This window comes from Bradyrhizobium sp. i1.15.2 (genome assembly GCF_040548425.1).
Classification (GTDB): domain Bacteria; phylum Pseudomonadota; class Alphaproteobacteria; order Rhizobiales; family Xanthobacteraceae; genus Bradyrhizobium; species Bradyrhizobium canariense.
On record NZ_JBEPRQ010000008.1, the window covers coordinates 178,662 to 199,606 of the forward strand.

Consider the following 20,945-nt stretch of genomic DNA (forward strand, 5'->3'; position numbering starts at 1 on the left):
GATGACACCGAATATGAGGTCAGAGTTCGCATCATCTCACGCCGTGTGGGCCTTGTACGCCGCTTCGTCCATCAGACCGCCGAGCTCGCTCTTGTCGGCCATCTTGATCTTGAAGAACCACGCCTTGCCCTGCGCGTCCGAGTTTACCAGCGCCGGCTCGCTCGCGAGCTCGGGGTTGGTCTCGAGCACCTCACCGCTAACAGGCGCGTAGACGTCCGATGCGGCCTTGACGGACTCCACGACGGCGGCGGGTTCGGCCTTCTTCAGCGTGCGGCCGAGCTTGGGCAATTCGATGAACACGACGTCGCCGAGCTGCGATTGCGCGTAGTCGGTGATGCCGACGGTGGCGACATCGCCGTCGATCGCGAGCCATTCGTGGTCGGTGGTGTACAGCGTCGTGGTCATTTTCTCAGTCCTCAGCGTTTGTAGGTGTTTTTCACGAAGGGCATGGCGGCGATTTGCACGGCCAGGCGTTGGCCGCGCACCTCGGCGAAGAGTTTTGTGTCGAGCGCGCTCAGGCTCGTGGGCACATAGCCCATCGCGACCGGCGCATTCAGGCTCGGGCCGAAGCCGCCCGAGGTGACCTTTCCGATCGGCTCGCTGGAGGTTGCGTCCGCAAACAGCAGCGCGCCCTCGCGCACCGGCGCGCGGCCCTCGGTGCGCAGGCCGACACGGCGGCGGGATGCGCCGTGATCGAAATGAGCGAGAATCTTTTCCGCGCCGGGGAAGCCGCCGGCACGCGCGCCGCCGGTGCGGCGACTCTTCTGCACCGACCATTCCAGTGCGGCCTCGACCGGCGTGGTCGCGGTATCGATGTCGTGGCCGTAAAGACAAAGCCCGCCTTCGAGCCGCAGGCTGTCACGGGCGCCGAGCCCGATCGGCATGACGTCCGGATTGTCCAGCAGGGCCCTGGCGAGCCGCTCGGCGCCGCCGGCAGGAACCGAAATCTCGAATCCGTCTTCGCCGGTATAGCCGGAGCGCGAGACGAAGCAGTCGAGGCCGGCGACCTTGTGCGGGCCCGAATCCATGAACTTCATGGCGGGCGCCTCTGCACATAATTTCGCCAGCACGGATTCCGCCTTCGGCCCTTGCAGCGCGATCAGCGCGCGGTCGGCCAGCGAATCGATGACGCAGGCGTCGGACAGATTCGCGCGCAGATGCGCCTCGTCCTCGGCCTTGCAGGCGGCGTTGACGACCAGGAACAGGTGATCGCCGAAATTGGCGACCATCAGATCGTCCAGAATCCCGCCCTCGGCATTGGTGAACTGGGCGTAGCGCTGCCGGCCCGGCGCGATCGCCAAAATATCCTGCGGCACCAGCCGTTCCAGCGCGCGGGCGGCGTCCTCGACCTTGCCCGATCTCGGCCTGAGTGCGATCTGGCCCATGTGAGAGACGTCGAACAGGCCGGCTGCGTTGCGGGTATGAAGGTGCTCTTTCAGGACTCCGGCCGGATATTGCACCGGCATGTCATAGCCCGCGAACGGCACCATCTTGCCGCCGAGCGAGACATGCAGGTCGTAAAGAGGGGTGCGTTTCAGGGAGTCTTCGTCGTCACGCGCAAGCATCGGGGGGCCCTCGGCGGTTCCCCGGGAACGATTTCCCGTGGACACCAGTCGAAGCCCCATCTGTCGCTGTGCCTGAGAGTATTATCCCGTCGGCGGACGCCATCCGGGTTAAGCCGGTCGGCGCCTCTTTCCAGATGCTGTCAAAGCCACGCGGTCCTTTTGCCTGAGAGTTTCCGGGGCGGTTGCTCCTTCGGCGCCGGCACCAGGTGCCGGTCTCTCCCGACGTGGCCGTACGATACAGATAGGTAAAGACCACAGGCCGGCCAAGCCTGTCAACGCGGCATCGGCGGCTTTCCAACGGGATTGCGCATCTGCGGCAACGCCTTGATCTGTCTGCACAGTTTCTGGACAGCGAAGCTGGCCTTGTCTAAAAGCGCTTTGACCCGCAGATATCAGCCTAAACTCGCGGTTTGGATGGCTGGAAGGCGGGTACAAGCACACCCGATTGGATGAACATGAGCGGCGTCAACGAGATCAGGTCGACCTTTCTGAACTTCTTTGCCGAGAACGGCCACGAGATCGTGTCGTCCTCGCCATTGGTGCCGCGCAACGATCCGACGTTGATGTTCACCAATGCCGGCATGGTGCAGTTCAAGAACGTCTTCACCGGCGTCGAGAAGCGGCCCTATCAGCGCGCCACCACCTCGCAGAAATGCGTGCGCGCCGGCGGCAAGCACAACGACCTCGACAATGTCGGCTACACCGCGCGCCATCTCACCTTCTTCGAGATGCTCGGCAACTTCTCGTTCGGCGACTATTTCAAGGAGCGCGCGATCGAGCTGGCCTGGAAGCTGATCACCAAGGAATACGGGCTCAAGAAGGACAAGCTGCTCGTCACGGTCTATCACACCGACGACGAGGCGGCCGGACTGTGGAAGAAGATCGCCGGCTTCTCCGAGGATCGCATTATCCGCATCCCGACCTCGGACAATTTCTGGGCGATGGGCGACACCGGCCCGTGCGGCCCGTGCTCGGAGATCTTCATCGATCGCGGCGAGCACATCTGGGGCGGGCCTCCGGGCTCGCCGGAGGAGGACGGCGATCGCTTCCTCGAATTCTGGAATCTGGTGTTCATGCAGTACGAGCAGGTGACGAAGGAGGAGCGCGTGCCGCTGCCGCGTCCCTCGATCGACACCGGCATGGGGCTGGAGCGCATGGCCTGCATCATGCAGGGCGTCGACAGCGTGTTCGAGACCGACCTGTTCCGTCATTTGATCGACGCGACCGCGTCGGCTCTCGGAAGCGGACCGGACAAGAAGACCGTGGCCTCGTTCCGCGTCATCGCCGACCATCTGCGTTCGTCGGCCTTCCTGGTCGCCGACGGCGTGCTGCCCTCGAACGAGGGCCGCGGCTATGTGCTGCGCCGGATCATGCGCCGCGCGATGCGCCATGCGCAGCTGCTCGGTGCGCAAGAACCGCTGATGCATCGCCTGGTCTGGGCGCTGGTGCGCGAGATGGGCCAGGCCTATCCCGATCTGATGCGCGCGGAAAATTTGATCGAGGAAACGCTGCGGCTGGAAGAGACCCGCTTCCGCAAGACGCTGACGCGCGGCCTCGCCATTCTCGACGAGAAGAGCGCTTCCTTAAAGAAGGGCGACATGTTCGACGGCGACGTCGCCTTCACGCTGTACGACACCTATGGCTTCCCGCTCGATTTGACGCAGGACGCGCTGAAGTCGCGCGGCATCAGCGTCGACCAGGCCTCCTTCACCGACGCGATGGAGCGTCAGAAGGCCAAGGCGCGCGAATCCTGGAAGGGGTCTGGCGAAGCGGCTTCCGAGGCGATCTGGTTCCCGCTGCGTGAGAAGCTCGGCGCAACCGAATTCCTGGGTTACGAGACCGAGAGCGCCGAAGGCGTGGTGACCGCGCTGGTCAAGGACGGCAAGGAAGCCACGAGTCTCAAGGCCGGCGACACCGGCGCGATCGTGCTGAACCAGACGCCGTTCTACGCGGAGTCGGGCGGCCAGGTCGGCGACACCGGCGTATTGACGGGCGAGGGCGGCATCAAATTCCGCGTCACCGATACGCAGAAGAAGCTCGGCGATTTCTTCGTTCACGTCGGCACGGTCGAGAGCGGCGAGCTGAAGCTCGGCACCCCCCTGCAGCTCGAAGTGGATCACGGCAGGCGCTTTTCGATCCGCGCGCATCACTCGGCCACGCATCTCATCCACGAGGCGCTGCGCCAGGTGCTCGGCGATCACATCGCCCAGCGCGGCTCGATGGTCGCGCCGGATCGGCTGCGTTTCGACTTCGTGCATCCGAAGCCGATCACGGCGGAAGAGCTCGCGCGCGTCGAGGACATCGCCAACGAGGTGGTGCTGGAGAATGACGAAGTCTCGACCCGCGTCATGGGCGTGGACGAGGCCCGCGAGGCCGGCGCACGCGCGCTGTTCGGCGAGAAATATGGCGACGAGGTTCGCGTCGTCTCGATGGGCCGGACCGCGCGCGAGCGCGGCACCAACGCGCTCGGCTGGTCGGTCGAACTGTGCGGCGGCACGCATGTCAAGCGCACCGGCGATATCGGCCTGATCACGCTGACCGGCGAGAGCGCGGTTGCCTCCGGCGTGCGCCGCATCGAGGCGCTGACCGGCAACTACGCGCGCAAGCACGCCAACGAGACCATGGCGCTGGCGAAGACGGCGGCCAACGAACTGCGCACCTCGATCGACGACGTCCCGGCGCGCATCAGTGCCCTGATGGAGGAGCGCAAGAAGCTCGAGCGCGAACTCTCCGACGCCCGCAAGAAACTCGCGATGGGCGGCGGTGCGGCTGCGAACAACGGCGCGGTCTCCGGTGTGCGCGAGGTCGGCGACGTCAAGCTGATGGCGCGCGCGGTCGAGGGCATCGAGATGAAGGATCTCAAGAGCCTTGCCGACGACGGCAAGAAGCAGATCGGCTCCGGCGTCGTCGCCATCGTCGGCGTCACCGAGGACGGCAAGGCCGGCGTCGTGGTCGGCGTCACCGCTGACCTCACCTCGCGCTTCAATGCGGTCAATCTGGTGAAGGTCGCCTCCGAGGCGCTCGGCGGCAAGGGCGGCGGCGGGCGGCCCGACATGGCGCAGGCCGGCGGCCCCGATGGTGCGAATGCGGCCGCGGCGCTCACGGCGATCGAAAAAGCCATGACTGAACAAAAATCGGCCGGCGCGTAAGCAGGTGCGCCCCGTTCCGCGAGGACGTGGCTCCACCGATCCCAATCTGAGGGATCGCCTCTACGAATTGCTGGAGCACGATCCGCTGGCCTACTCGGTCGGATCGCGCTTCATCCAGCTGGTCATCGGCGTCATCGTGCTCGACGTCGCTGCGATGATTCTTGCCTCGGTGCCGGAGCTGGACGCGCAGTTCGGCGCGCTGTTCGCGGTCATCTCCATCCTCTCCGTGATCGTGTTCGCGCTGGAATATGCCGCGCGCCTGTGGACGGTGGCGGGCCATACTCAGCGCACGGCGTCCGCGCTGTCCGACCGGCTCAGCTATGTCTTCTCCGCACTCGGCATCATCGACCTGCTCGCGTTCCTGCCGGCTGCGATCGTGCTCGCCACCGGCCGGCATGCGACGCTGGCAGCCCTCGGCGTGCTGCCGTTCTTCAAGCTGGTGCGGTACTCGCCGGCGATGCGTTCGCTGCTCGCGGCCGTGCACGCCGAGCGGCGGGCGCTGATCGGCTGCATCGTCATCCTGATCGGCGCGGTTCTGACGTTTGCCTCGCTGCTCTACGCCATCGAGCGCGACGTGCAGCCCGACAAGCTCGGCACCATTCCGCAGGCAATGTGGTGGGCGATCGTGACGCTCGGCACCGTCGGCTATGGCGACGTCGTGCCGGTAACGGCGCTCGGCAAGTTCATCTCCGTCTTCACCATCATCAGCGGATTTGCCATGATCGCGCTGCCGGTCGCGATCATCTCGACGGCCTTTGCGGAAGAGGTGAAGCGGCGCGACTTCGTGGTCACCTGGGGCATGCTGGCGCGGGTGCCGCTGTTCTCGCATCTCAGCGCATCCGAAATTGCCGACATCATGCGGCTGCTGCGGGCGCGCACCATCGAGCAGGGCGAGATATTGGTGCGGCGGGGCGATGCGGCTTCGTCGATGTACTTCATCACCGCCGGCGAGGTCGAGATCGCGCTGCCGAACCAGCAGGTGCGGCTCGCGGATGGCACCTTCTTCGGCGAGATCGCGCTGCTGCACAAGACAAAACGCAGCGGCACGGTGACGGCGACACGCAAGACCCGGCTGCTGGTGCTCGACGCCCAGGACTTTCACGCCCTGATCGAACGCATGCCGACGCTCGCCGCGCACGTCCACAACACGGCGAAGGCGCGGCTGGAGGGCAGCGGCGACCTTGCCGTGGCGGAGCTGGCGCAGGCGGAGCGCGAAGGCACCGACCGCTGAGGGCTCAACCCTTCTTCAGGAAGACGTAGTCGGCCGAGTAGGGCACACTTTGAAAGTTGCCGGCTTTTTCGCAAGGGCCGTCGTCCAACCAGCCGCCGTGCGTATGAATACGCTGGACCGTCGTGACATCGCCGAGGACGCCGCTGCCGCGGCGGGAGGTCACCTCCAATTTGAGCCACGGGATGTCCGTGGTCTTGCCCGACGCGTTGCCGATCGCCAGTCTGCCGGTCATCTTGCCCACCACGGCGCTGCCGTCGGCGTGCTCCCAGTTCGGCCCGGCATAGTGCCGGCCAACCGTCTTGCCCTCGGACAGCAGCGTCGCGATCGGCTCGCGGAAGGCCCAGGCGAGCTTGCCGTCGGTGCCGGCCTTGCACTCGTAGACCTGCGCGCCCTCGGCGTGGACGCTGAGCACGACTGTCTCGCCGGGCGCGGCGATAGCGTCGGGGAGCGGGTCGGCGGCGAATGCGGGCGTGCTGGTCAGCACGAGAACTGCAAACGCAAGACTCTTGAGTGTCGTCATGGTGCTTCCTCAGGCAAAAGTCTCGTCATTGCGAGGAGCTCTTGCGACGAAGCAATCCAGTATCTCTCCGCAGAGACAGTCTGGATTGCTTCGCTTCGCTCGCAATGACGGGGTGGAGGCAGCTTACGCCGCCAGCGCCTTCCCGAGGTTCTCGGCGACCTTGTCGAGGAAGCCGGTGGTCGAGAGCCAGCGCTGGTCGGCGCCGACCAGGAGCGCGAGGTCCTTGGTCATGTAGCCTTCCTCGACTGTGTCGACGCAGACCTTCTCCAGGGTGTTCGCGAACTTGGCGAGCTCGGCATTGTTGTCGAGCTTGGCGCGGTGCGACAGGCCGCGGGTCCAGGCGAAGATCGACGCGATCGAGTTGGTCGAGGTCTCCTTGCCCTTCTGGTGCTCGCGGTAGTGGCGGGTCACCGTGCCGTGGGCGGCCTCGGCTTCCACCGTCTTGCCGTCGGGGGTGAGGAGGACCGAGGTCATCAGCCCGAGCGAGCCGTAGCCCTGTGCCACGGTGTCGGACTGCACGTCGCCGTCGTAGTTCTTGCAGGCCCAGACATAGCCGCCGGACCATTTCAGCGCCGAGGCCACCATGTCGTCGATCAGGCGGTGCTCGTAGGTCAGGCCCTTGGCCTCGAATTCCTTCTTGAACTCGCGGTCGTAGATGTCCTGGAAGATGTCCTTGAAGCGGCCGTCATAGACCTTGAGGATGGTGTTCTTGGTCGAGAGATAGACCGGGTAGTTGCGCAGCAGGCCGTAATTGAGCGAGGCGCGGGCGAAGTCGATGATGGAATCGTCGAGATTGTACATCTGCATGGCGACGCCGGCGCCGGGCGCCTTGAACACTTCCCGCTCGATCACGGTGCCGTCCTCGCCGACGAACTTCATCGACAGCGTGCCCTTGCCCGGGAACTTGATGTCGGTGGCGCGGTACTGGTCGCCATAGGCGTGGCGACCGATGATGATCGGCTTGCTCCAGCCCGGAACGAGGCGCGGCACGTTCTTGCAGATGATCGGCTCGCGGAAGATCACGCCGCCGAGGATGTTGCGGATGGTGCCGTTCGGCGACTTCCACATCTGCTTGAGGTTGAATTCCTTCACCCGGGCCTCGTCCGGGGTGATCGTGGCGCACTTGACGCCGACGCCGACCTTCTTGATGGCCTCGGCGGCGTCGATCGTCACCTGATCGTTGGTCTCGTCACGGTACTCCATCCCCAGGTCGAAATAGAGCAGCTCGACATCCAGGAATGGGTTAATCAGCTTGTCCTTGATGTACTGCCAGATGATCCGGGTCATCTCGTCGCCATCGAGTTCGACGACGGGGTTGGACACCTTGATTTTTGCCATGATCGGGGAAGCCTCTTGGGAACGGCGCTTTGGCGCGCCACGGGAATATCCGCCGCCTCTTAGCACCTGATAGCAGCGGGCGAAAGCCAAGGGATTATGCACTTTTAGCTCATCCAGCCCCCGCAGATGGGGGTTCGAGGAGCCCCGTCGCGAGGGCAGGGCTGAAGTTTCAGGCGAGATTCAAAAGTCGAATCCAACCCGTTATTTCCCTTGAGAATTTTGTCAGGACAGGCAAACGACAGGCGAACGGGCAGCCGGCCCGAGAGCAGGTCAAGACCGGGTCGAGACCAGGTCAGGACCGGCCTTGAATCATTTCATCAAGAGGGCCTGTCCAAGGCCTTGAGAACCAGTGTGAAAGCGAAGCGAGATGTCGGGGACTGACAAGAGCAAGGCGGGCCTTTCCCTCGACGGTCCCATCGTCATCCTGGTCGAGCCGCAGCTGGGCGAAAACATCGGCATGGCCGCGCGCGCCATGGGTAACTTCGCACTGAGCCGATTGCGCATCGTCAATCCGCGCGACGGCTGGCCGAACATCGCCGCCCAGCGCGCCGCGGCCGGGGCCGACTATATTCTGGACAAGGTCGAATTGTTCGACACGGTCGGTGAGGCCGTCGCCGACCTCGACTTGCTGTTCGCCACCACCGCGCGCCCCCACGACCAGGCCAAGCCGGTGGTGGGGCCGGAAGCCGCAGCTAGTGAGATTTCCGGGCACGTCGCCGCCGGCGGAAAGGCCGGTATCCTGTTCGGCCGGGAGCGCTGGGGCCTGACCAATGAGGAGGTCGGGCTCGCCAACCGCATCATTACCTTCCCGGTCAATCCGGGCTTTGCCTCGCTCAACCTCGCCCAGGCTGTGCTCCTGGTCGGCTACGAATGGTTCAAGCGGGCGACCTCCGGCCAGCTGCCGCACGCGATGCCGGAGCGCTCCGAGCGCGCCTCGCAGCACCAGATGCAGGCCTTCTTCGACAATTTGATCCGCGAGCTCGACCGGGTCGAATTTTTGCGCCCGGCCGAGAAGCGCGACACCATGCTGGTGAACCTGCGCAACATCTTCACTCGGATGGAGCCGACCAAGCAGGACATGCACACCCTGCACGGGGTGGTGATGGCCATTGCCGAGGGACGCAAGGGCCCGGCCAAGGGCGGCGTGCTCGACGGCGAGCAGGCCACGCGGCTGCGCGCGCTTTTGGCCGAGCACGGGCAGGGCGGCGGGGTGCCCGACAGCGGCTCCACCGTGCGCGGCCTCGCCCGCCTGCTCCGCCGCAACCCGACCGACGCCGAGCGCCTGCTGTGGCAGGCGCTCACACGCGACCGCCGTTTCGCAGGCGGGTTCAAGCGCCAGACCCCTGTGGGGCGGCATTTCCCCGACTTCGTCTCGTTCCCGCACCGGATCGCGATCGAGCTGGTGAATGCGGGTGAGGGCGAGACGATCGCGGCTGATCGCGCGGCAAGGCGGGCATGGCTCGAGGCGAGGGATTATCGGGTGATCGAGATGCGGGCCGCAGATGTCGAGCGGGATATCGAGGCGGAGCTGGTGCGATTGCAGGGGATGCTCGAGCAGGGCGTGTAGGTCTCCTAGCGCGTAGGTCTCGTAGGGTGGGCAAAGCGAAGCGTGCCCACCATGTCCATCAATAGCGCTGAGACAGAAAGGTGGGCACGGCGCTGTGCGCCTTTGCCCACCCTACGAGACCGTCATCCACGCCCGAGCTGCACGTCGCGGTCGACCGCAATCCATGTCGCCTTCGCGACCGCCAGCCGCCTCCCGTCCTCATCATGCACCGCAGCCTCGGCGGTGCGTTTCCGGCCGTCGCGGGCGATCGGCCACGCCGTGATGATGCAGCGGTCGCCGGGGCGGGGGCGGGCTTCGATTCGGGCTGACATGCGGCCCAGCAGTAGCGGCGTCCGGTCGAAGCCGCCGGTCTGCTGATCGCAATTGCAGGCAAAACCGGTGGGGCAGTCGAGCGCCGACCAGAGAAATTCGGGGGCGATCAGGCCGTTCTCGGCGGCGAGATTCTTGTCCGGGGTCCAGCTCGCCGCGAGAACGGCATTGTGACCACGGAGCGAGCCGGCGAAAATGCGCAGGCCGTCGCCTTTTGCCCTTGCGGGACCGCACACGAAACATGTCGGCAGGGGATGCTCGTGCGGCTTCACGGGCGTCAATAGCTCGGCGGCGCAGGCGTCCTCGAAGCTGGCTGTCTCCAGCCGCTTGACCTCGACATTTGCCGGCCGCCCGGTGGCCACGACCTTGTCGCCGTCGCGAAGCTCCCATGTGCCGTCGTTCGTCGCGACCGCATCAAGCGGCGTGTCCAGCGGCGGCGGTGCGCGCAGCGTCACCTCCGCAGCCCCCGGGATGTGGCGGGCCAGCCGCCCACAGACATAGCCGCCGTTGCCGGAGTTGGGAGGACCGCAAAAGCGTTTGTCGATGATGATCTGTGTCATCGGTTTTGTTCTCTCTTCCCCGTGCACTTTACCTGATCTTGAGGACAATTCGCCCCTGAACCGTTCGGTTGGCCACGGCACGCATGGCTTCGCCGGCCTCCTCCAAAGGGAGGACGCGATCGATATGCGGGCGGATTTTTCCGCCGGCCAGCAATTGCATCAGCGTGGCATTCATACGCGCGGCGTCCGCGGGAAATTTCTCCGCCCAGGCGCCGACGAAGACTCCGAGGATGGAATAGTTCTTCAGCAGCGGAAGGTTCATCGGGAACTGGGGAATCTCGCCGCTGGTGAAGCCGATGGGCATCAGCCGTCCGCCCCACTTCATCGAGCGGGCCATCTGCTCGAATATCGCGCCACCGACAGTGTCGAAGCCGATATCGATGCCGTCTGCCGTGATCGCCTTGATCCGGCCGCGCAGATCTTCGCTGCGATAGTTGACGACTTCGCTGGCGCCGTAACTCTGGACCAGGGCTGCCTTGTCGTCGGAGCCGACACCGGCGACGACACGCAGTCCCAGATGGCGGCCGAGGTCGACGGCGGCAAGGCCAACTCCGCCAGCAGCACCGGTGACGAACAGCGTTTCGCCGCGCTGCGCCCGGGCCCGTTCGACCAGCGCATAATAGGCCGTGCCGTAATTATGCAGGACCGTCGCCGCGGCTTCGAACGCGACGCCTTCAGGCAGACGCACGCACTTTGAGTCCTTCGCTATCATCCGCTCGGCGTAGCCGCCGGTCCAGGCGCTGCACGCCACGCGGTCGCCAGGCGCGAATCCCGTGACCTCGTCGCCGACCGCGACGACGACACCGGATGCTTCCGTGCCAGGCACGAAGGGCGTCGGCGGCCGCATCTGATAGAGCCCCGAGACCACCAACTGGTCCATGAAACTGACTGAAGCCGCGTGGACGTCGATCAGGATCTCGTCGCCGGCCGGCTTCGGCTCGTCGATCTCGCCGAGGCGCAAATCGCCGGGTCCGGTGAACGATGTGCACAGAATCGCTTTCATCGGGGCGCTCCGAAAGGACGCGGCAGCAGCATGGGAACGCGTCGGCGATAGTCCTGATAGGTCGCGCCGAATTCGGCGATCAGGTCTCGCTCCTCGAACTGAAGCGCGGCCAGGATGTAGGCGGTGTTTGCGAGCGCAAACAGAAGGTGGCCAATGGTCATCTCGGGCGTGGCCCAGAACGCGAGCAGGAAGCCGAGCATGATGGGATGCCGCACGATCTTGTAGAGCAGCGGCGTCCTGAACGATTGACCTGGTATCGCGCTCCCGCGGAACGCAACGAAGGCCTGGCGCAGGCCGAACAGATCGAAATGATCGATCATGTGGGTCGAGGCGAACGCGATCAGCCAGCCGAGCCAATGTACGCCGATCAGCAACCAGGCCGCTGTTCCGCTGGTTTGCCAGACCGGCGTCGGGATCGGACGCCACTGCCAAAACAGCAGCAGCAAGATCAGGCTGGAGAGCAGCACATAGGTGCTGCGCTGGCAGGCTGCGGGGAGGAATTTGACCAGCCATCGCTTGAAACCCGGGCGCGCCATGACGCTGTGCTGGATTGCAAACAGGCTCATCAGCAGCAGGTTGACGACGATGGCCACGCTCAGGTCCGTCGGGCTGCCGACGCCGATCGGCATGTTGATCGACTTATCAATCGACTTGGGCACGACATAATTGCCGACGAAACCGAGCGCATAGAGAAATGAGACCGTGAAGATGACGTAGCTCACGATGGCGTAGAGCAGGATCAGGAGGCGCGAGATCATGTTTTTTCCTATTGTGCCTGATGCAGCCGTGCCGCATGCAGGAGCCTGAGTTGCTCGCCGGCGAGCAGGCTCGATCTGCCCCGACTGCTATCGCTGGACCGTCCCCTGTGCGTCCCCCGGGGGCGCCGCGAGGGGAGGGAGGACTTTCATGACGGTTTTCTCGCTGGGGACGTTCGGGTTCCCGGAGGTCCACGCCGACGGCCGCCCGATCAAGTTGGCCCTGCGCAAGGGCCTCGCGCTGCTGGTCTATCTCGCGGAAGCCAAGGGCGCTGCGGCCCGCGACGTGGTGGCCACGCAGCTGTGGCCCGAGGCCGACCGCGAGACCGGCCTTGCGCGATTGCGGCGGCTGCTTCACCGCATCGAGCTGACGCTGGGTCAGCAGGTGTTCGAGACCGATCGGACTAGTCTGCGATGGTCTCCGGCAGTCGCGCTGCAGGTCGATGCACATCTGTTCGAGAGCGCCTGCGATCGCGGTGACTTTGACGAGGCCTGCCAGATTTATCGGGGAGATTTCCTCGCAGGCTTCTCGCCGGAGGACTGTCCGGAATTCGACGACTGGGCGTTCTTTCGCCGCGAGGCGCTGCGCGGACGTCTCGTTCACGCGCTGGAGCGTCTGGTGCAGGACAAGACTGCTGCCGGAGACTACTTTGCCGCGACCGCACATGCGACCCGTCTGGCCGAGCTCGATCCTTTGAGCGAGGTCTACGGCCGGCATCTGATCCGCAGCCTGCTGCTGGCGGGCGACCGCAGCGCGGCAGAGCGGCACCACGCGGCACTGACGCAGCGGCTGCGTGACGAGCTTGGTGTTGCGCCCGAAGCCGAGACCGAGGCGCTAATGAGTCCTGCGGCGGCACATGCGATTCCAGCGACGCGCTATGTCAAGGGCGCCGGCGTGCATCTGGCGTATCAGACCTATGGCAGCGGTCCGGTCGACATCCTGGTCATGCCGGGCTTCGTGTCGCATGTGGAACGCGCCTGGGAGCATCCCGCGAGCCGGAGGTTTCTGGCCTCACTGATGAAGCTTGGGCGCCTGATCGTGTTCGATCGTCGCGGCATCGGGCTGTCGGACCGGGTTGGATCGGCCCCCGGTATCGATGTCACCGCGGAGGATATCGGTACCGTGTTGCGGGCGACGGATTCGCGCCGTGTCGTGCTGTTCGGCGCATCCGAGTGCGGGCCAGCCTGCATCAAATTTGCGGTCGATGAGCCGCGTCTCGTGGCCGGACTCATTCTGTTCGGTGCATTGGCCAAGGGCTGCTGGTCGCAGGACTATCCGCACGCGTTGCGCGCCAGCCAGTACGACGCCTGGAGCAAGCACCTCATTGCGCAATGGGGAGGACCGGTAGAGATTGAAACCTTCGCGCCCAGCCTTGCCGGCGATCCCCAGGCCCGCGCCTGGTGGGCGGGGCTATTGCGCGCGGCCTCCAGTCCCGGCGGCATCTCGGCCGTGCTCGAGGCGTTTCGCGACGCCGACGTGCGGCAGCTTTTGCCGCAGATTGCCATGCCGACATTGGTGCTGCATCGTCGGGACGACAAGGCCGTACGGATTGCGGCCGGCCGCGATCTCGCGAGCCGGATCAAAGGTGCGCAATTCGTCGAGCTCGACGGCCATGATCACTGGTTCTTTGCAGGCGATCAGGGACCGGTGCTGGGGGCGATCAGGCGGTTCATTGCTGCGTTACCGCGCGAGCGGCTGCGAGTGCTGTAGCCCGGATGAGCGACGCGACATCCGGGGACGGTCGTCCCGCATGTCGCTGCGCTCATGCGGGCTACGGGATGGGAGCGATCACACCGCCTCGAGCTGATCCGCCGCGCGCTTCTTCTTTGCCTTGGACTGGCTGAGCAGGGGACCTGCCGTCAGCGCCGCCGTATCCGCCACACCCGGATCGCGCGACACCATCGCCGCGACGATCGCGCCGTCGATCAACAGGCCGAGCTGGTGCGCGAGCACGACGGGCTCGTTCGATCCGAGCTCGCCGGCGAGCTTCTCGATATGGCCGAGCACGATCTTCTTGTGCTTCAGCGCGATGTTGCGGAACTGCTTGGCGTCCTTGTCGTGCTCGCCGACCGCGTTGATGAAGGGGCAGCCGTAGAAGCGTTCTTCCGCGAACCAGCTCTTCAGGGCCGGGAAGATGCGCGTGAGTTTGGCTTGCGCGTCGCCGCCGCCTTCTTCCATGGCGCCGATGAACCATTCGCGCCACTGCTTGCCTTCGCTCTCCAGCACCGCGTTGACGAGATTGGTCTTGGAGCCGAACAATTTATAGAGCGTGGTCTTCGCGGTGCCGGCTTCCGCGATGATCGCGTCGATCCCGGTGGCATTGATGCCGTTCTTGCAGAACAGATGCGTCGCCGCGTTGAGCAGGCGCCCGCGCGCGGACTCGTCTTCGCTGGTGCCGCCGTGCGGCAAATGAGACATCTTCTTCGACGTCTTCTTGGGTAAGGGCTTGACCATGGATGCAACTTAATCGCAGCCGCGCTGCATCAGCAAGCCGCATCTGTCCGCGCTGAAAAGATTCGCACGGGAAAGCCGGTCTGCATCGCCTTTGAGCAAACGGCAGCTGATCAATCCGCAGGCAGCGTTCGCTAAGCGGCTCCAATGCTTCGCCTTTTGATTTTGGCCTGGTCTGGCACGCTCCATGCAAGGAAACAGACCGTTCGGTATCCTACCGATTTCCACTTCTGCCAGGGAGAAGATGATGACTGCCGTCGTTCAGAAGACAGTGCTGACGGGTTGCCTTGCGCCCATCGACAAGAATGGCCTCGAGCAACTGATCGCCAACGGCAAGGCCAATCCGAAGGTCATCAAGACCTTGAAGTGCAAGACGGTCGCGGAAGGAAAATTCCGCCACGCCAACTACATTCGCAATTTGCCACCCTACATCGTCGATGAGCCGCCTGGTCTGCTCGGCGACGACACTGCGCCCAATCCATCCGAAGCCTCGCTCGCCGCGCTCGGGTCCTGCCTCGCCGTCGGCCTGCACGCCAACGCCGTGCATCGCGGCTGGATCGTCAACAAGCTCGAGCTCGAGCTCGAGGGCGATCTCAACATTACCGCGGTGTGGGGCACCGGCGACATGTCGGACAAGCCGGTCGGCTTCACCGACGTCCGCGTCAAGGTCGACATGGAATGTGAGGGGATCTCGCCGGACGAGATCAATGCGCTGGTGGCCCATGTGAAGCAATGGTCGCCGGTCGCCAACACCTTCACCCGCCCGGTCAATCTCGAGGTCGGCATCTGAGCTGACGGCAACAGGACAAGGTGCGGAGACGATCATGGGTTCACTGGCTTTATCACGGACCGAAGTTTTGGATCAGCCCGCACCGTCCATTGCAGGCGAGGTGGCCCGGATTGCGCGGGAGCAGCTCGCGCCGCTCGCTGCCGGCATCGATGCCGGCACCATTTATCCGGCCGATGTGCTGCGCCAATTCGGCGAGGTCGGCGCCTGGGGCAGTCACGTGCCGCACGAAGGGCCTGCCGATCTGCGCTGTGCCATCCAGGCCATGTCGGCGATCGGCGAGGTCTGCGGCAGCACCGCCTTCATGGCGTGGTGCCAGAACACGCTGGTCTGGTACGCCGCCAACTCGACCAACATGAAGCTGGCAAAGCGTTTCGGCGATGGGTTCTCGACCGGCCGCGTGCTCGGCGGCACCGGGCTCTCCAATCCGATGAAAAGCTTTTTCGGCATCGAAAAGCTCAAGCTGAAGGGGCGCAAGGTCGAAGGCGGCTACATCGTGCGCGGCGCGCTGCCCTGGGTCTCCAATCTCGGCCCCGACCATTATTTCGGTACCATCTTCGAGCGCGAGGACGAGCCGGGCATCGCAAGTGGCGAGCCCGGCCAAGTGATGTTTTTGGCGGACTGCTCGGATCCCGCGATCTCGCTGACGCCATGCAAGCCGTTCCTCGCCATGGACGGCACCGGCACTTACGGCGTGCAGTTCCGTGACGCCTTCGTGCCTGACGAGCTGATCCTGGCCGATCCCGCCGCGCCTTTCGTCAAGAAGATCCGCGCCGGTTTCATCCTGCTGCAGGCCGGCATGGCGCTCGGGCTCATCAAGGACTGCATCAACATCATGGACGAGGTCGATAATCCCCTCGGTCACATCAACCGCTATTTGCCGCAACAGCCGGTGCATTTCCGCGATCTCGCCGCCGAGCTCGAGGCCGAGACCATGGCGCTGGCGCGCGATCCCTACAATGAAGAGGAGACCTACTGGCGCAAGGTGATCGCGCTCAGGCTTCGCGCCGGCGAGGCCAGCGTCGCGGCGGCGCATGCGGCGATGCTGCATTGTGGCGCGCGCGGCTACCTCAAGTCCCACCGCGCGCAGCGCCGGCTGCGCGAGGCCTATTTCGTCGCGATCGTCACGCCTGCCACCAAGCAGTTGCGCAAGATGCTTGCCGATTCCTGAGTTTTACGAGCCCACCCACCATCTAACCTCAACGGAGAGGCTGCCAATGACGGACGTTCTGATCTCTGCCAGCGAACTTGCCGATCTCTTGAAGACCGAGCCCTGTGTCGTGATCGACACCCGCAACCCCGACGCCTATGGCGCCGGGCACCTTCCCAATGCCGTGAACGTGCATGAGATATTCACGCTTCTTGCGACCTCGACGCCGGAGGGCATGGCCGAGCTGAAGACCAAGTTCGCCGACGCCTTTGGCGGCGCGGGCCTGTCCGGCAAGGAGACCGCCGTGATCTACGAGCAGTCGATGAACTCCGGCTTCGGCCAGTCCTGCCGCGGCTACTACCTGCTCACCATGCTCGGCTATCCCAAGATCAAGGTGCTGCATGGCGGCTTCGATGCCTGGGCGGCCGCAGGTCTTCCGGTGACGAAGGATGTGCCGGCGCCGGCGAAGGCGTCGTTCGGAATCGTGCCTGAAGCGGGCGATATCCTGATCGACGCCAAGACCATGCTGGCGGCGGTCGGCAAGCCGGGCGTCGCCATTCTCGACGTGCGCGACGTCGACGAATGGATCGGCGACAGCTCGTCTCCGTATGGGAAGGATTACTGCCCGCGCAAGGGTCGCATCCCCGGCGCGGTGTGGCTGGAATGGTATCGCATGATGAAGCCAACCGCCGAGGGCCCGCGCTTCAAGTCCAAGGACGAGATTTTGGCGGAATGCGCCACGGTCGGCATCTCGCCCTCCACGCCGGTCTATCTCTACTGCTTCAAGGGCGCGCGCGCCTCGAACACGTTCCTGGCGCTGAAAAACGCCGGCGTGAAGGACGTGCGGATGTATTTCGGCTCCTGGAACGAATGGTCGCGCGATCCGTCGCTGCCGATCGAGCAGGGATTGCCGATCGCATCGGAGGTGACGACCAAGGCGGCGTGATCGCCGCTAACCGAGGGCACGCGGACGGGGCGCGATTCCCAGCGCCTTGATCCGCGAGGCCAGCGTGGTCGGCTTGATATCCAGCATCTCGGCCGCGCCACCGGGGCCGAACACTTTTCCGGCGCAGCCCTCGAGCGCGGCCAGGATGTTGGCGCGCTCGTGATCGCGCATTTCGGATGACGTCATCACAGCGGGCCGTGCGTCAGCCTTCTGCCGCGTGGCGCCAACCGGGGCCTGCGTGCCTGAGGAGTCGGGCAGATCGATCCGCAAACGGCCGTTCTGCGACAGGATCGCAGCGCGCTCGATCACGTTCTGCAGTTCGCGGACATTGCCCGGCCAGTCATAGCGCGTCAGCCGCCGCGCATCGCCTTCCGACAAGCGCAGATTCGATTTCAGCGCCTTGCTCTCGCGGGTGAGGAAATGCTGAGCGAGCAGCGCAATGTCCTCGCGCCGTTCGCGTAAGGGCACCGTCTCGATCGGAAACACGTTGAGCCGGAAATAGAGATCCTCGCGAAAACGGCCGCGCTGCACCTCCTGCTTGAGGTCGCGGTTGGTCGCGGCGATGACGCGGACGTCGACCGCGCGGGTGCGCTCCTGGCCGACCCGCTCGAAATTGCCCTCCTGCAACACGCGCAGCAGCTTGCCTTGCAATTCGAGTGGAATCTCGCCGACCTCGTCGAGGAACAGCGTGCCGCCATCGGCGAGCTCGAAGCGGCCGATGCGGTCGCGCGTCGCGCCGGTGAAGGCGCCGCGGACATGGCCGAAGAACTCGCTCTCGAACAATTCGCGCGGGATCGCGGCGCAATTGACGCGGATCAGCGGCCGGTCGCTGCGGGTGGAATCCTCGTGAATGGCGCGCGCGATCAGCTCCTTGCCGGTGCCGGATTCCCCGGTGATCATTACCGCCGCGCTGGTCGGCGCCACCAGCTTGACCTGGCGCAGCGTCGTCTGGATCGCCTCGCTGCCACCGATGATGCCGCGCGGATTGGTCTCGATGCGGATTTCTTCCTGGAGATAGGCGTTTTCGAGCTCGAGACGTTCGCGCAGGCGATCGACTTCGGCGAGCGCGGCGTGCAGCTTCTCGTCGGCCTCGCGGCGCTGGCTGACGTCGCGAAACACCACGACGGCACCGACCACCACGCCGCGATCGCGGATCGGCGTGGAGGTGTATTCGACCCAGGCCGGCGAGCCGTCCTTGCGCCAGAATACCTCGCCATCGACCTGGTGCACGGCGCCGTCGCGGAACGCCGCGTAGATCGGGCAATCATGGTTGTGATAGTGCCGCCCGTCATGGTGGGTGTGGTGCATGATGGGATGGATTTCCTTGCCGACCAGCTCCTCGGCAGTCCAGCCCAGCATCCGCTCGGCGGCGGGGTTCACGAAGGTGGTCTTTCCTTCCGCGTTGACGCCGTAAATGCCTTCGCCGGCGGCGCGCAGGATCAGTTGGTTCTCGCGCTCGATGTCCTGGAACACGCGCTCGACCCGCTGCCAGGTCGAGATGCCGCTGCGCATGTGGTCTTCAGCGGCGGCATCGACATTGCGGCGGCGGCGTGCTTCGAGATCGGTCAGGGTGAGCTGGACCAGCGTGCGCCCGTCATGGGGCAGGACGCAGCCGGCATATTCGAGCCGGAGATTCTGCCCGGTGGCATGGCGCGGGTTCAGCGCCGTGGTCCAGTAGGCGCCCTTGTGCAGCACGGCCTGGGTGAACACGGTCAGCGCCGGAAGTTCGCCGGCATGCAGCGTGCTCGGCCTGGTCTGGCGCAGCAGCGCGCGGTCGTAGCCGAGCAGGGCGCAGGCGGCGGGATTGGCATCGACGATCAGGTCGCCGAAGGGGTCGATCAGCAGCGTCGCTTCGACCGAGGATTCGAAAGCCGCGACGCGCGGATCGATGGTCGGGGCCACGTCGTCGTGGGCGAGCATTGGCGTCGTTGCCATTACGAAATCTCGTTATTCAACTACGAAATCTCGTTTATCACGAATTTTCGTAATGACCAAGTGCAGGCGAAAGTGCTGCGTCATCAAGGCACTGGTGGGCGCGAAGGTGGTGGCATGCTCCTTGCGTAATTCTCCTCGCAACGACGCGCAGGAGGTCCGATGTCCACTTTCGACAATCCGTTTGATCCCAATCGCAACCTGCGAGCCGGCTGTGCCTGTGGTCAGCATCAATCCGCGGCGGAGCATGAGCAGGCCACCGCGTTGCGCTGTGATCCCGTCGAGAGCGAGGAGAAGCGCTACGAGGGCGTGGTCGCCTCTGCCGTGATGCGCGCGATGTTTCCGCAGGACGTGGCGCGGCGAGCATTCCTGAAGTCGGTCGGGGCCTCCACCGCGCTGGCCGCGCTGTCGCAGTTCTTCCCGCTTCAGACCGCGACCGAGGTTTTTGCGCAGGCCGGCACGCCGGAAAAGAAGGATCTCAAGGTCGGCTTCATCCCGATCACCTGCGCCACGCCAATCATCATGGCGGCGCCGCTGGGCTTCTATGCCAAGCACGGCCTCAACGTCGACGTGGTCAAAACCGCCGGCTGGGCCGTGATCCGCGACAAGACCATCAACAAGGAATACGACGCCGCGCACATGCTGGCGCCGATGCCGCTCGCGATCTCGCTTGGCCTAGGTGCCAACGCGATTCCGTTTGCCGTGCCCGCGATCGAGAACATCAACGGGCAGGGCATCGTGCTGGCGAGCAAGCACAAGGACAAGCGCGACCCGAAGGATTGGAAGGGCATGAAATTCGCCATCCCCTTCGACTATTCCATGCACAATTATCTGCTGCGCTACTATCTCGCCGAACACGGGATCGACCCCGACACCGATGTGCAGCTGCGTTCGGTACCGCCGCCGGAAATGGTGGCAAACCTGCGCGCCGACAACATCGACGGCTTCCTCGCGCCCGACAATATCTGCCAGCGCGCGATCTATGACGGCGTCGGCTTCATGCATCTCTTGTCCAAGGAAATCTGGGACGGCCATCCCTGCTGCAGCTTCGCGGCCAGCCGCGAGTTCATCACGACGGCGCCGAACAGCTTTGCCGCGCTGACGCGCGCGATCGTCGATGCCACGGCCTATGCGTCGAAGGCGGAGAACCGCAAGCAGATCGCGGAAGCCATCGCGCCGGCGAACTACATCAACGCGCCGGTCACGGTGCTGGAACAGGTCTTGACCGGCACCTATGCCGACGGCCTCGGCGGCGTGAAGACGGATGAAAAGCGCGTCGATTTCGACCCGTTCCCCTGGCAGTCCTTCGCGGTGTGGATGCTGACGCAGATGAAGCGCTGGGGCCAGATCAAGGGCGACGTCGACTACAAGGCGATCGCCGAGCAGGTCTATCTCGCAACCGACACCAGGAAGCTGATGACCGAGATGGGCCTGGCGCCGCCAGCCGGCAGCTACAAATCGTTTGCGGTGATGGGCAAGAGTTTCGATCCGGCCAAGCCCGAGGATTATTTGGCGGGCTTCAAGATCAGGAAGGCGTCGTGAGCGGCCGCGCTCTCTTTTCACCTCGCCCCGCTTGCGGGGAGAGGTCGGATTGCATCGTTAGATGCAATCCGGGTGAGGGGGACTCTCCGCGAGTTCGTCGCTCACCGAATATGCGGAAGCATGCCCCTCACCCCGACCC

General features: G+C 64.8%; 17 protein-coding genes and 1 riboswitch. Of the genes, 8 read left to right on the forward strand and 9 right to left on the reverse strand.

Annotation, left to right across the window (positions count from 1 at the left end):
• Positions 1-36: 36 nt before the first annotated feature.
• Together gcvH and gcvT are read right to left on the reverse strand one after the other, a co-directional pair.
• Positions 37-405, reverse strand: a complete 369-nt coding sequence (gene gcvH, locus ABIB80_RS17420) for a glycine cleavage system protein GcvH (protein WP_007602218.1) — start codon at positions 403-405, stop codon at positions 37-39.
• Positions 406-416: 11 nt separating this feature from the next.
• A complete protein-coding gene (gene gcvT / locus ABIB80_RS17425; RefSeq protein ID WP_354128061.1) occupies positions 417-1,565 on the reverse strand; it encodes a glycine cleavage system aminomethyltransferase GcvT in 1,149 nt (382 codons plus the stop codon).
• Between the two features lie 142 nt (positions 1,566-1,707).
• Positions 1,708-1,797, reverse strand: a riboswitch (glycine riboswitch).
• Positions 1,798-2,020: 223 nt separating this feature from the next.
• Between gcvT and alaS the strand changes: the two genes are divergently transcribed.
• Both alaS and ABIB80_RS17435 read left to right on the forward strand, forming a co-directional pair.
• On the forward strand, positions 2,021-4,714 hold the full coding sequence (gene alaS, locus ABIB80_RS17430; protein WP_354128062.1) for an alanine--tRNA ligase: 2,694 nt from the start codon (positions 2,021-2,023) through the stop codon (positions 4,712-4,714).
• 4 nt (positions 4,715-4,718) lie between these two features.
• Complete coding sequence (locus ABIB80_RS17435; RefSeq protein WP_354128063.1) at positions 4,719-5,945, forward strand: cyclic nucleotide-gated ion channel; 1,227 nt, start codon at positions 4,719-4,721, stop codon at positions 5,943-5,945.
• A gap of 4 nt (positions 5,946-5,949) precedes the next feature.
• Here ABIB80_RS17435 and ABIB80_RS17440 read toward each other — a convergent pair whose 3' ends face one another.
• Both ABIB80_RS17440 and ABIB80_RS17445 read right to left on the reverse strand, forming a co-directional pair.
• Positions 5,950-6,465, reverse strand: a complete 516-nt coding sequence (locus ABIB80_RS17440) for a DUF3455 domain-containing protein (RefSeq protein WP_007602222.1) — start codon at positions 6,463-6,465, stop codon at positions 5,950-5,952.
• A 123-nt stretch (positions 6,466-6,588) separates the two neighbouring features.
• Positions 6,589-7,803 (reverse strand): NADP-dependent isocitrate dehydrogenase, encoded by a 1,215-nt coding sequence (locus tag ABIB80_RS17445; RefSeq protein WP_007602224.1) that lies wholly within the window; start codon positions 7,801-7,803, stop codon positions 6,589-6,591.
• A 367-nt stretch (positions 7,804-8,170) separates the two neighbouring features.
• On the opposite strand from ABIB80_RS17445, the gene ABIB80_RS17450 reads away from it, so the two are divergent.
• Complete coding sequence (locus ABIB80_RS17450; protein WP_354128064.1) at positions 8,171-9,370, forward strand: TrmJ/YjtD family RNA methyltransferase; 1,200 nt, start codon at positions 8,171-8,173, stop codon at positions 9,368-9,370.
• A 122-nt stretch (positions 9,371-9,492) separates the two neighbouring features.
• Here the strand turns inward: ABIB80_RS17450 and ABIB80_RS17455 are convergent, their stop codons facing one another.
• From ABIB80_RS17455 to mddA, 3 genes are read right to left on the reverse strand one after another with little or no spacing between them, the layout of a single operon-like run.
• Entirely contained in the window at positions 9,493-10,239 is a 747-nt protein-coding gene (locus tag ABIB80_RS17455; protein WP_354128065.1) for a hotdog family protein, read from the reverse strand.
• A gap of 28 nt (positions 10,240-10,267) precedes the next feature.
• Positions 10,268-11,242: an NADPH:quinone oxidoreductase family protein gene (locus ABIB80_RS17460; protein WP_354128066.1), complete on the reverse strand. Its 975-nt coding sequence runs from the start codon at positions 11,240-11,242 to the stop codon at positions 10,268-10,270.
• Complete coding sequence (gene mddA, locus ABIB80_RS17465; RefSeq protein WP_354128067.1) at positions 11,239-12,000, reverse strand: methanethiol S-methyltransferase; 762 nt, start codon at positions 11,998-12,000, stop codon at positions 11,239-11,241. Before mddA ends, ABIB80_RS17460 begins: the two co-directional genes overlap by 4 nt.
• A 148-nt stretch (positions 12,001-12,148) precedes the next feature.
• Here mddA and ABIB80_RS17470 point away from each other — a divergent pair, with 148 nt between their 5' ends.
• The gene (locus tag ABIB80_RS17470; RefSeq protein WP_354128068.1) at positions 12,149-13,708 is read left to right on the forward strand and encodes a bifunctional AfsR/SARP family transcriptional regulator/alpha/beta hydrolase; all 1,560 of its coding nucleotides are present in this window, start codon (positions 12,149-12,151) and stop codon (positions 13,706-13,708) included.
• Positions 13,709-13,786: 78 nt separating this feature from the next.
• On the opposite strand, the gene ABIB80_RS17475 is transcribed toward ABIB80_RS17470, so the two are convergent.
• Positions 13,787-14,452, reverse strand: coding sequence for a TetR/AcrR family transcriptional regulator (locus tag ABIB80_RS17475; protein WP_354128069.1), 666 nt, complete (start codon positions 14,450-14,452; stop codon positions 13,787-13,789).
• A gap of 244 nt (positions 14,453-14,696) precedes the next feature.
• Here ABIB80_RS17475 and ABIB80_RS17480 point away from each other — a divergent pair, with 244 nt between their 5' ends.
• From ABIB80_RS17480 to ABIB80_RS17490, 3 genes are read left to right on the forward strand one after another with little or no spacing between them, the layout of a single operon-like run.
• On the forward strand, positions 14,697-15,239 hold the full coding sequence (locus ABIB80_RS17480) for an OsmC family protein (RefSeq protein ID WP_007602244.1): 543 nt from the start codon (positions 14,697-14,699) through the stop codon (positions 15,237-15,239).
• Between the two features lie 34 nt (positions 15,240-15,273).
• Positions 15,274-16,407, forward strand: coding sequence for an acyl-CoA dehydrogenase family protein (locus ABIB80_RS17485; protein ID WP_354128070.1), 1,134 nt, complete (start codon positions 15,274-15,276; stop codon positions 16,405-16,407).
• Between the two features lie 46 nt (positions 16,408-16,453).
• Positions 16,454-17,332, forward strand: coding sequence for a sulfurtransferase (locus ABIB80_RS17490; RefSeq protein WP_354128071.1), 879 nt, complete (start codon positions 16,454-16,456; stop codon positions 17,330-17,332).
• Positions 17,333-17,338: 6 nt separating this feature from the next.
• On the opposite strand, the gene ABIB80_RS17495 is transcribed toward ABIB80_RS17490, so the two are convergent.
• The gene (locus ABIB80_RS17495; RefSeq protein ID WP_354128072.1) at positions 17,339-19,267 is read right to left on the reverse strand and encodes a sigma 54-interacting transcriptional regulator; all 1,929 of its coding nucleotides are present in this window, start codon (positions 19,265-19,267) and stop codon (positions 17,339-17,341) included.
• A gap of 159 nt (positions 19,268-19,426) precedes the next feature.
• Between ABIB80_RS17495 and ABIB80_RS17500 the strand changes: the two genes are divergently transcribed.
• Positions 19,427-20,806 carry a CmpA/NrtA family ABC transporter substrate-binding protein gene (locus tag ABIB80_RS17500; protein WP_007602251.1) on the forward strand — a complete coding sequence of 460 codons (1,380 nt, stop codon included), beginning with the start codon at positions 19,427-19,429 and terminating at the stop codon, positions 20,804-20,806.
• The last annotated feature ends 139 nt before the right edge of the window (positions 20,807-20,945 follow it).

Coding starts and splice junctions, on each gene's coding strand:
- ABIB80_RS17475 (WP_354128069.1), bottom strand. CDS start 14,452: ATGGTCAAGCCCTTACCCAAGAAGACGTCGAAGAAGATGTCTCATTTG.
- ABIB80_RS17445 (WP_007602224.1), bottom strand. CDS start 7,803: ATGGCAAAAATCAAGGTGTCCAACCCCGTCGTCGAACTCGATGGCGAC.
- ABIB80_RS17450 (WP_354128064.1), top strand. CDS start 8,171: ATGTCGGGGACTGACAAGAGCAAGGCGGGCCTTTCCCTCGACGGTCCC.
- ABIB80_RS17460 (WP_354128066.1), bottom strand. CDS start 11,242: ATGAAAGCGATTCTGTGCACATCGTTCACCGGACCCGGCGATTTGCGC.
- ABIB80_RS17495 (WP_354128072.1), bottom strand. CDS start 19,267: ATGGCAACGACGCCAATGCTCGCCCACGACGACGTGGCCCCGACCATC.
- ABIB80_RS17470 (WP_354128068.1), top strand. CDS start 12,149: ATGACGGTTTTCTCGCTGGGGACGTTCGGGTTCCCGGAGGTCCACGCC.
- ABIB80_RS17500 (WP_007602251.1), top strand. CDS start 19,427: ATGTCCACTTTCGACAATCCGTTTGATCCCAATCGCAACCTGCGAGCC.
- ABIB80_RS17490 (WP_354128071.1), top strand. CDS start 16,454: ATGACGGACGTTCTGATCTCTGCCAGCGAACTTGCCGATCTCTTGAAG.
- gcvH (WP_007602218.1), bottom strand. CDS start 405: ATGACCACGACGCTGTACACCACCGACCACGAATGGCTCGCGATCGAC.
- mddA (WP_354128067.1), bottom strand. CDS start 12,000: ATGATCTCGCGCCTCCTGATCCTGCTCTACGCCATCGTGAGCTACGTC.
- ABIB80_RS17440 (WP_007602222.1), bottom strand. CDS start 6,465: ATGACGACACTCAAGAGTCTTGCGTTTGCAGTTCTCGTGCTGACCAGC.
- alaS (WP_354128062.1), top strand. CDS start 2,021: ATGAGCGGCGTCAACGAGATCAGGTCGACCTTTCTGAACTTCTTTGCC.
- ABIB80_RS17480 (WP_007602244.1), top strand. CDS start 14,697: ATGACTGCCGTCGTTCAGAAGACAGTGCTGACGGGTTGCCTTGCGCCC.
- ABIB80_RS17455 (WP_354128065.1), bottom strand. CDS start 10,239: ATGACACAGATCATCATCGACAAACGCTTTTGCGGTCCTCCCAACTCC.
- ABIB80_RS17485 (WP_354128070.1), top strand. CDS start 15,274: ATGGGTTCACTGGCTTTATCACGGACCGAAGTTTTGGATCAGCCCGCA.
- gcvT (WP_354128061.1), bottom strand. CDS start 1,565: ATGCTTGCGCGTGACGACGAAGACTCCCTGAAACGCACCCCTCTTTAC.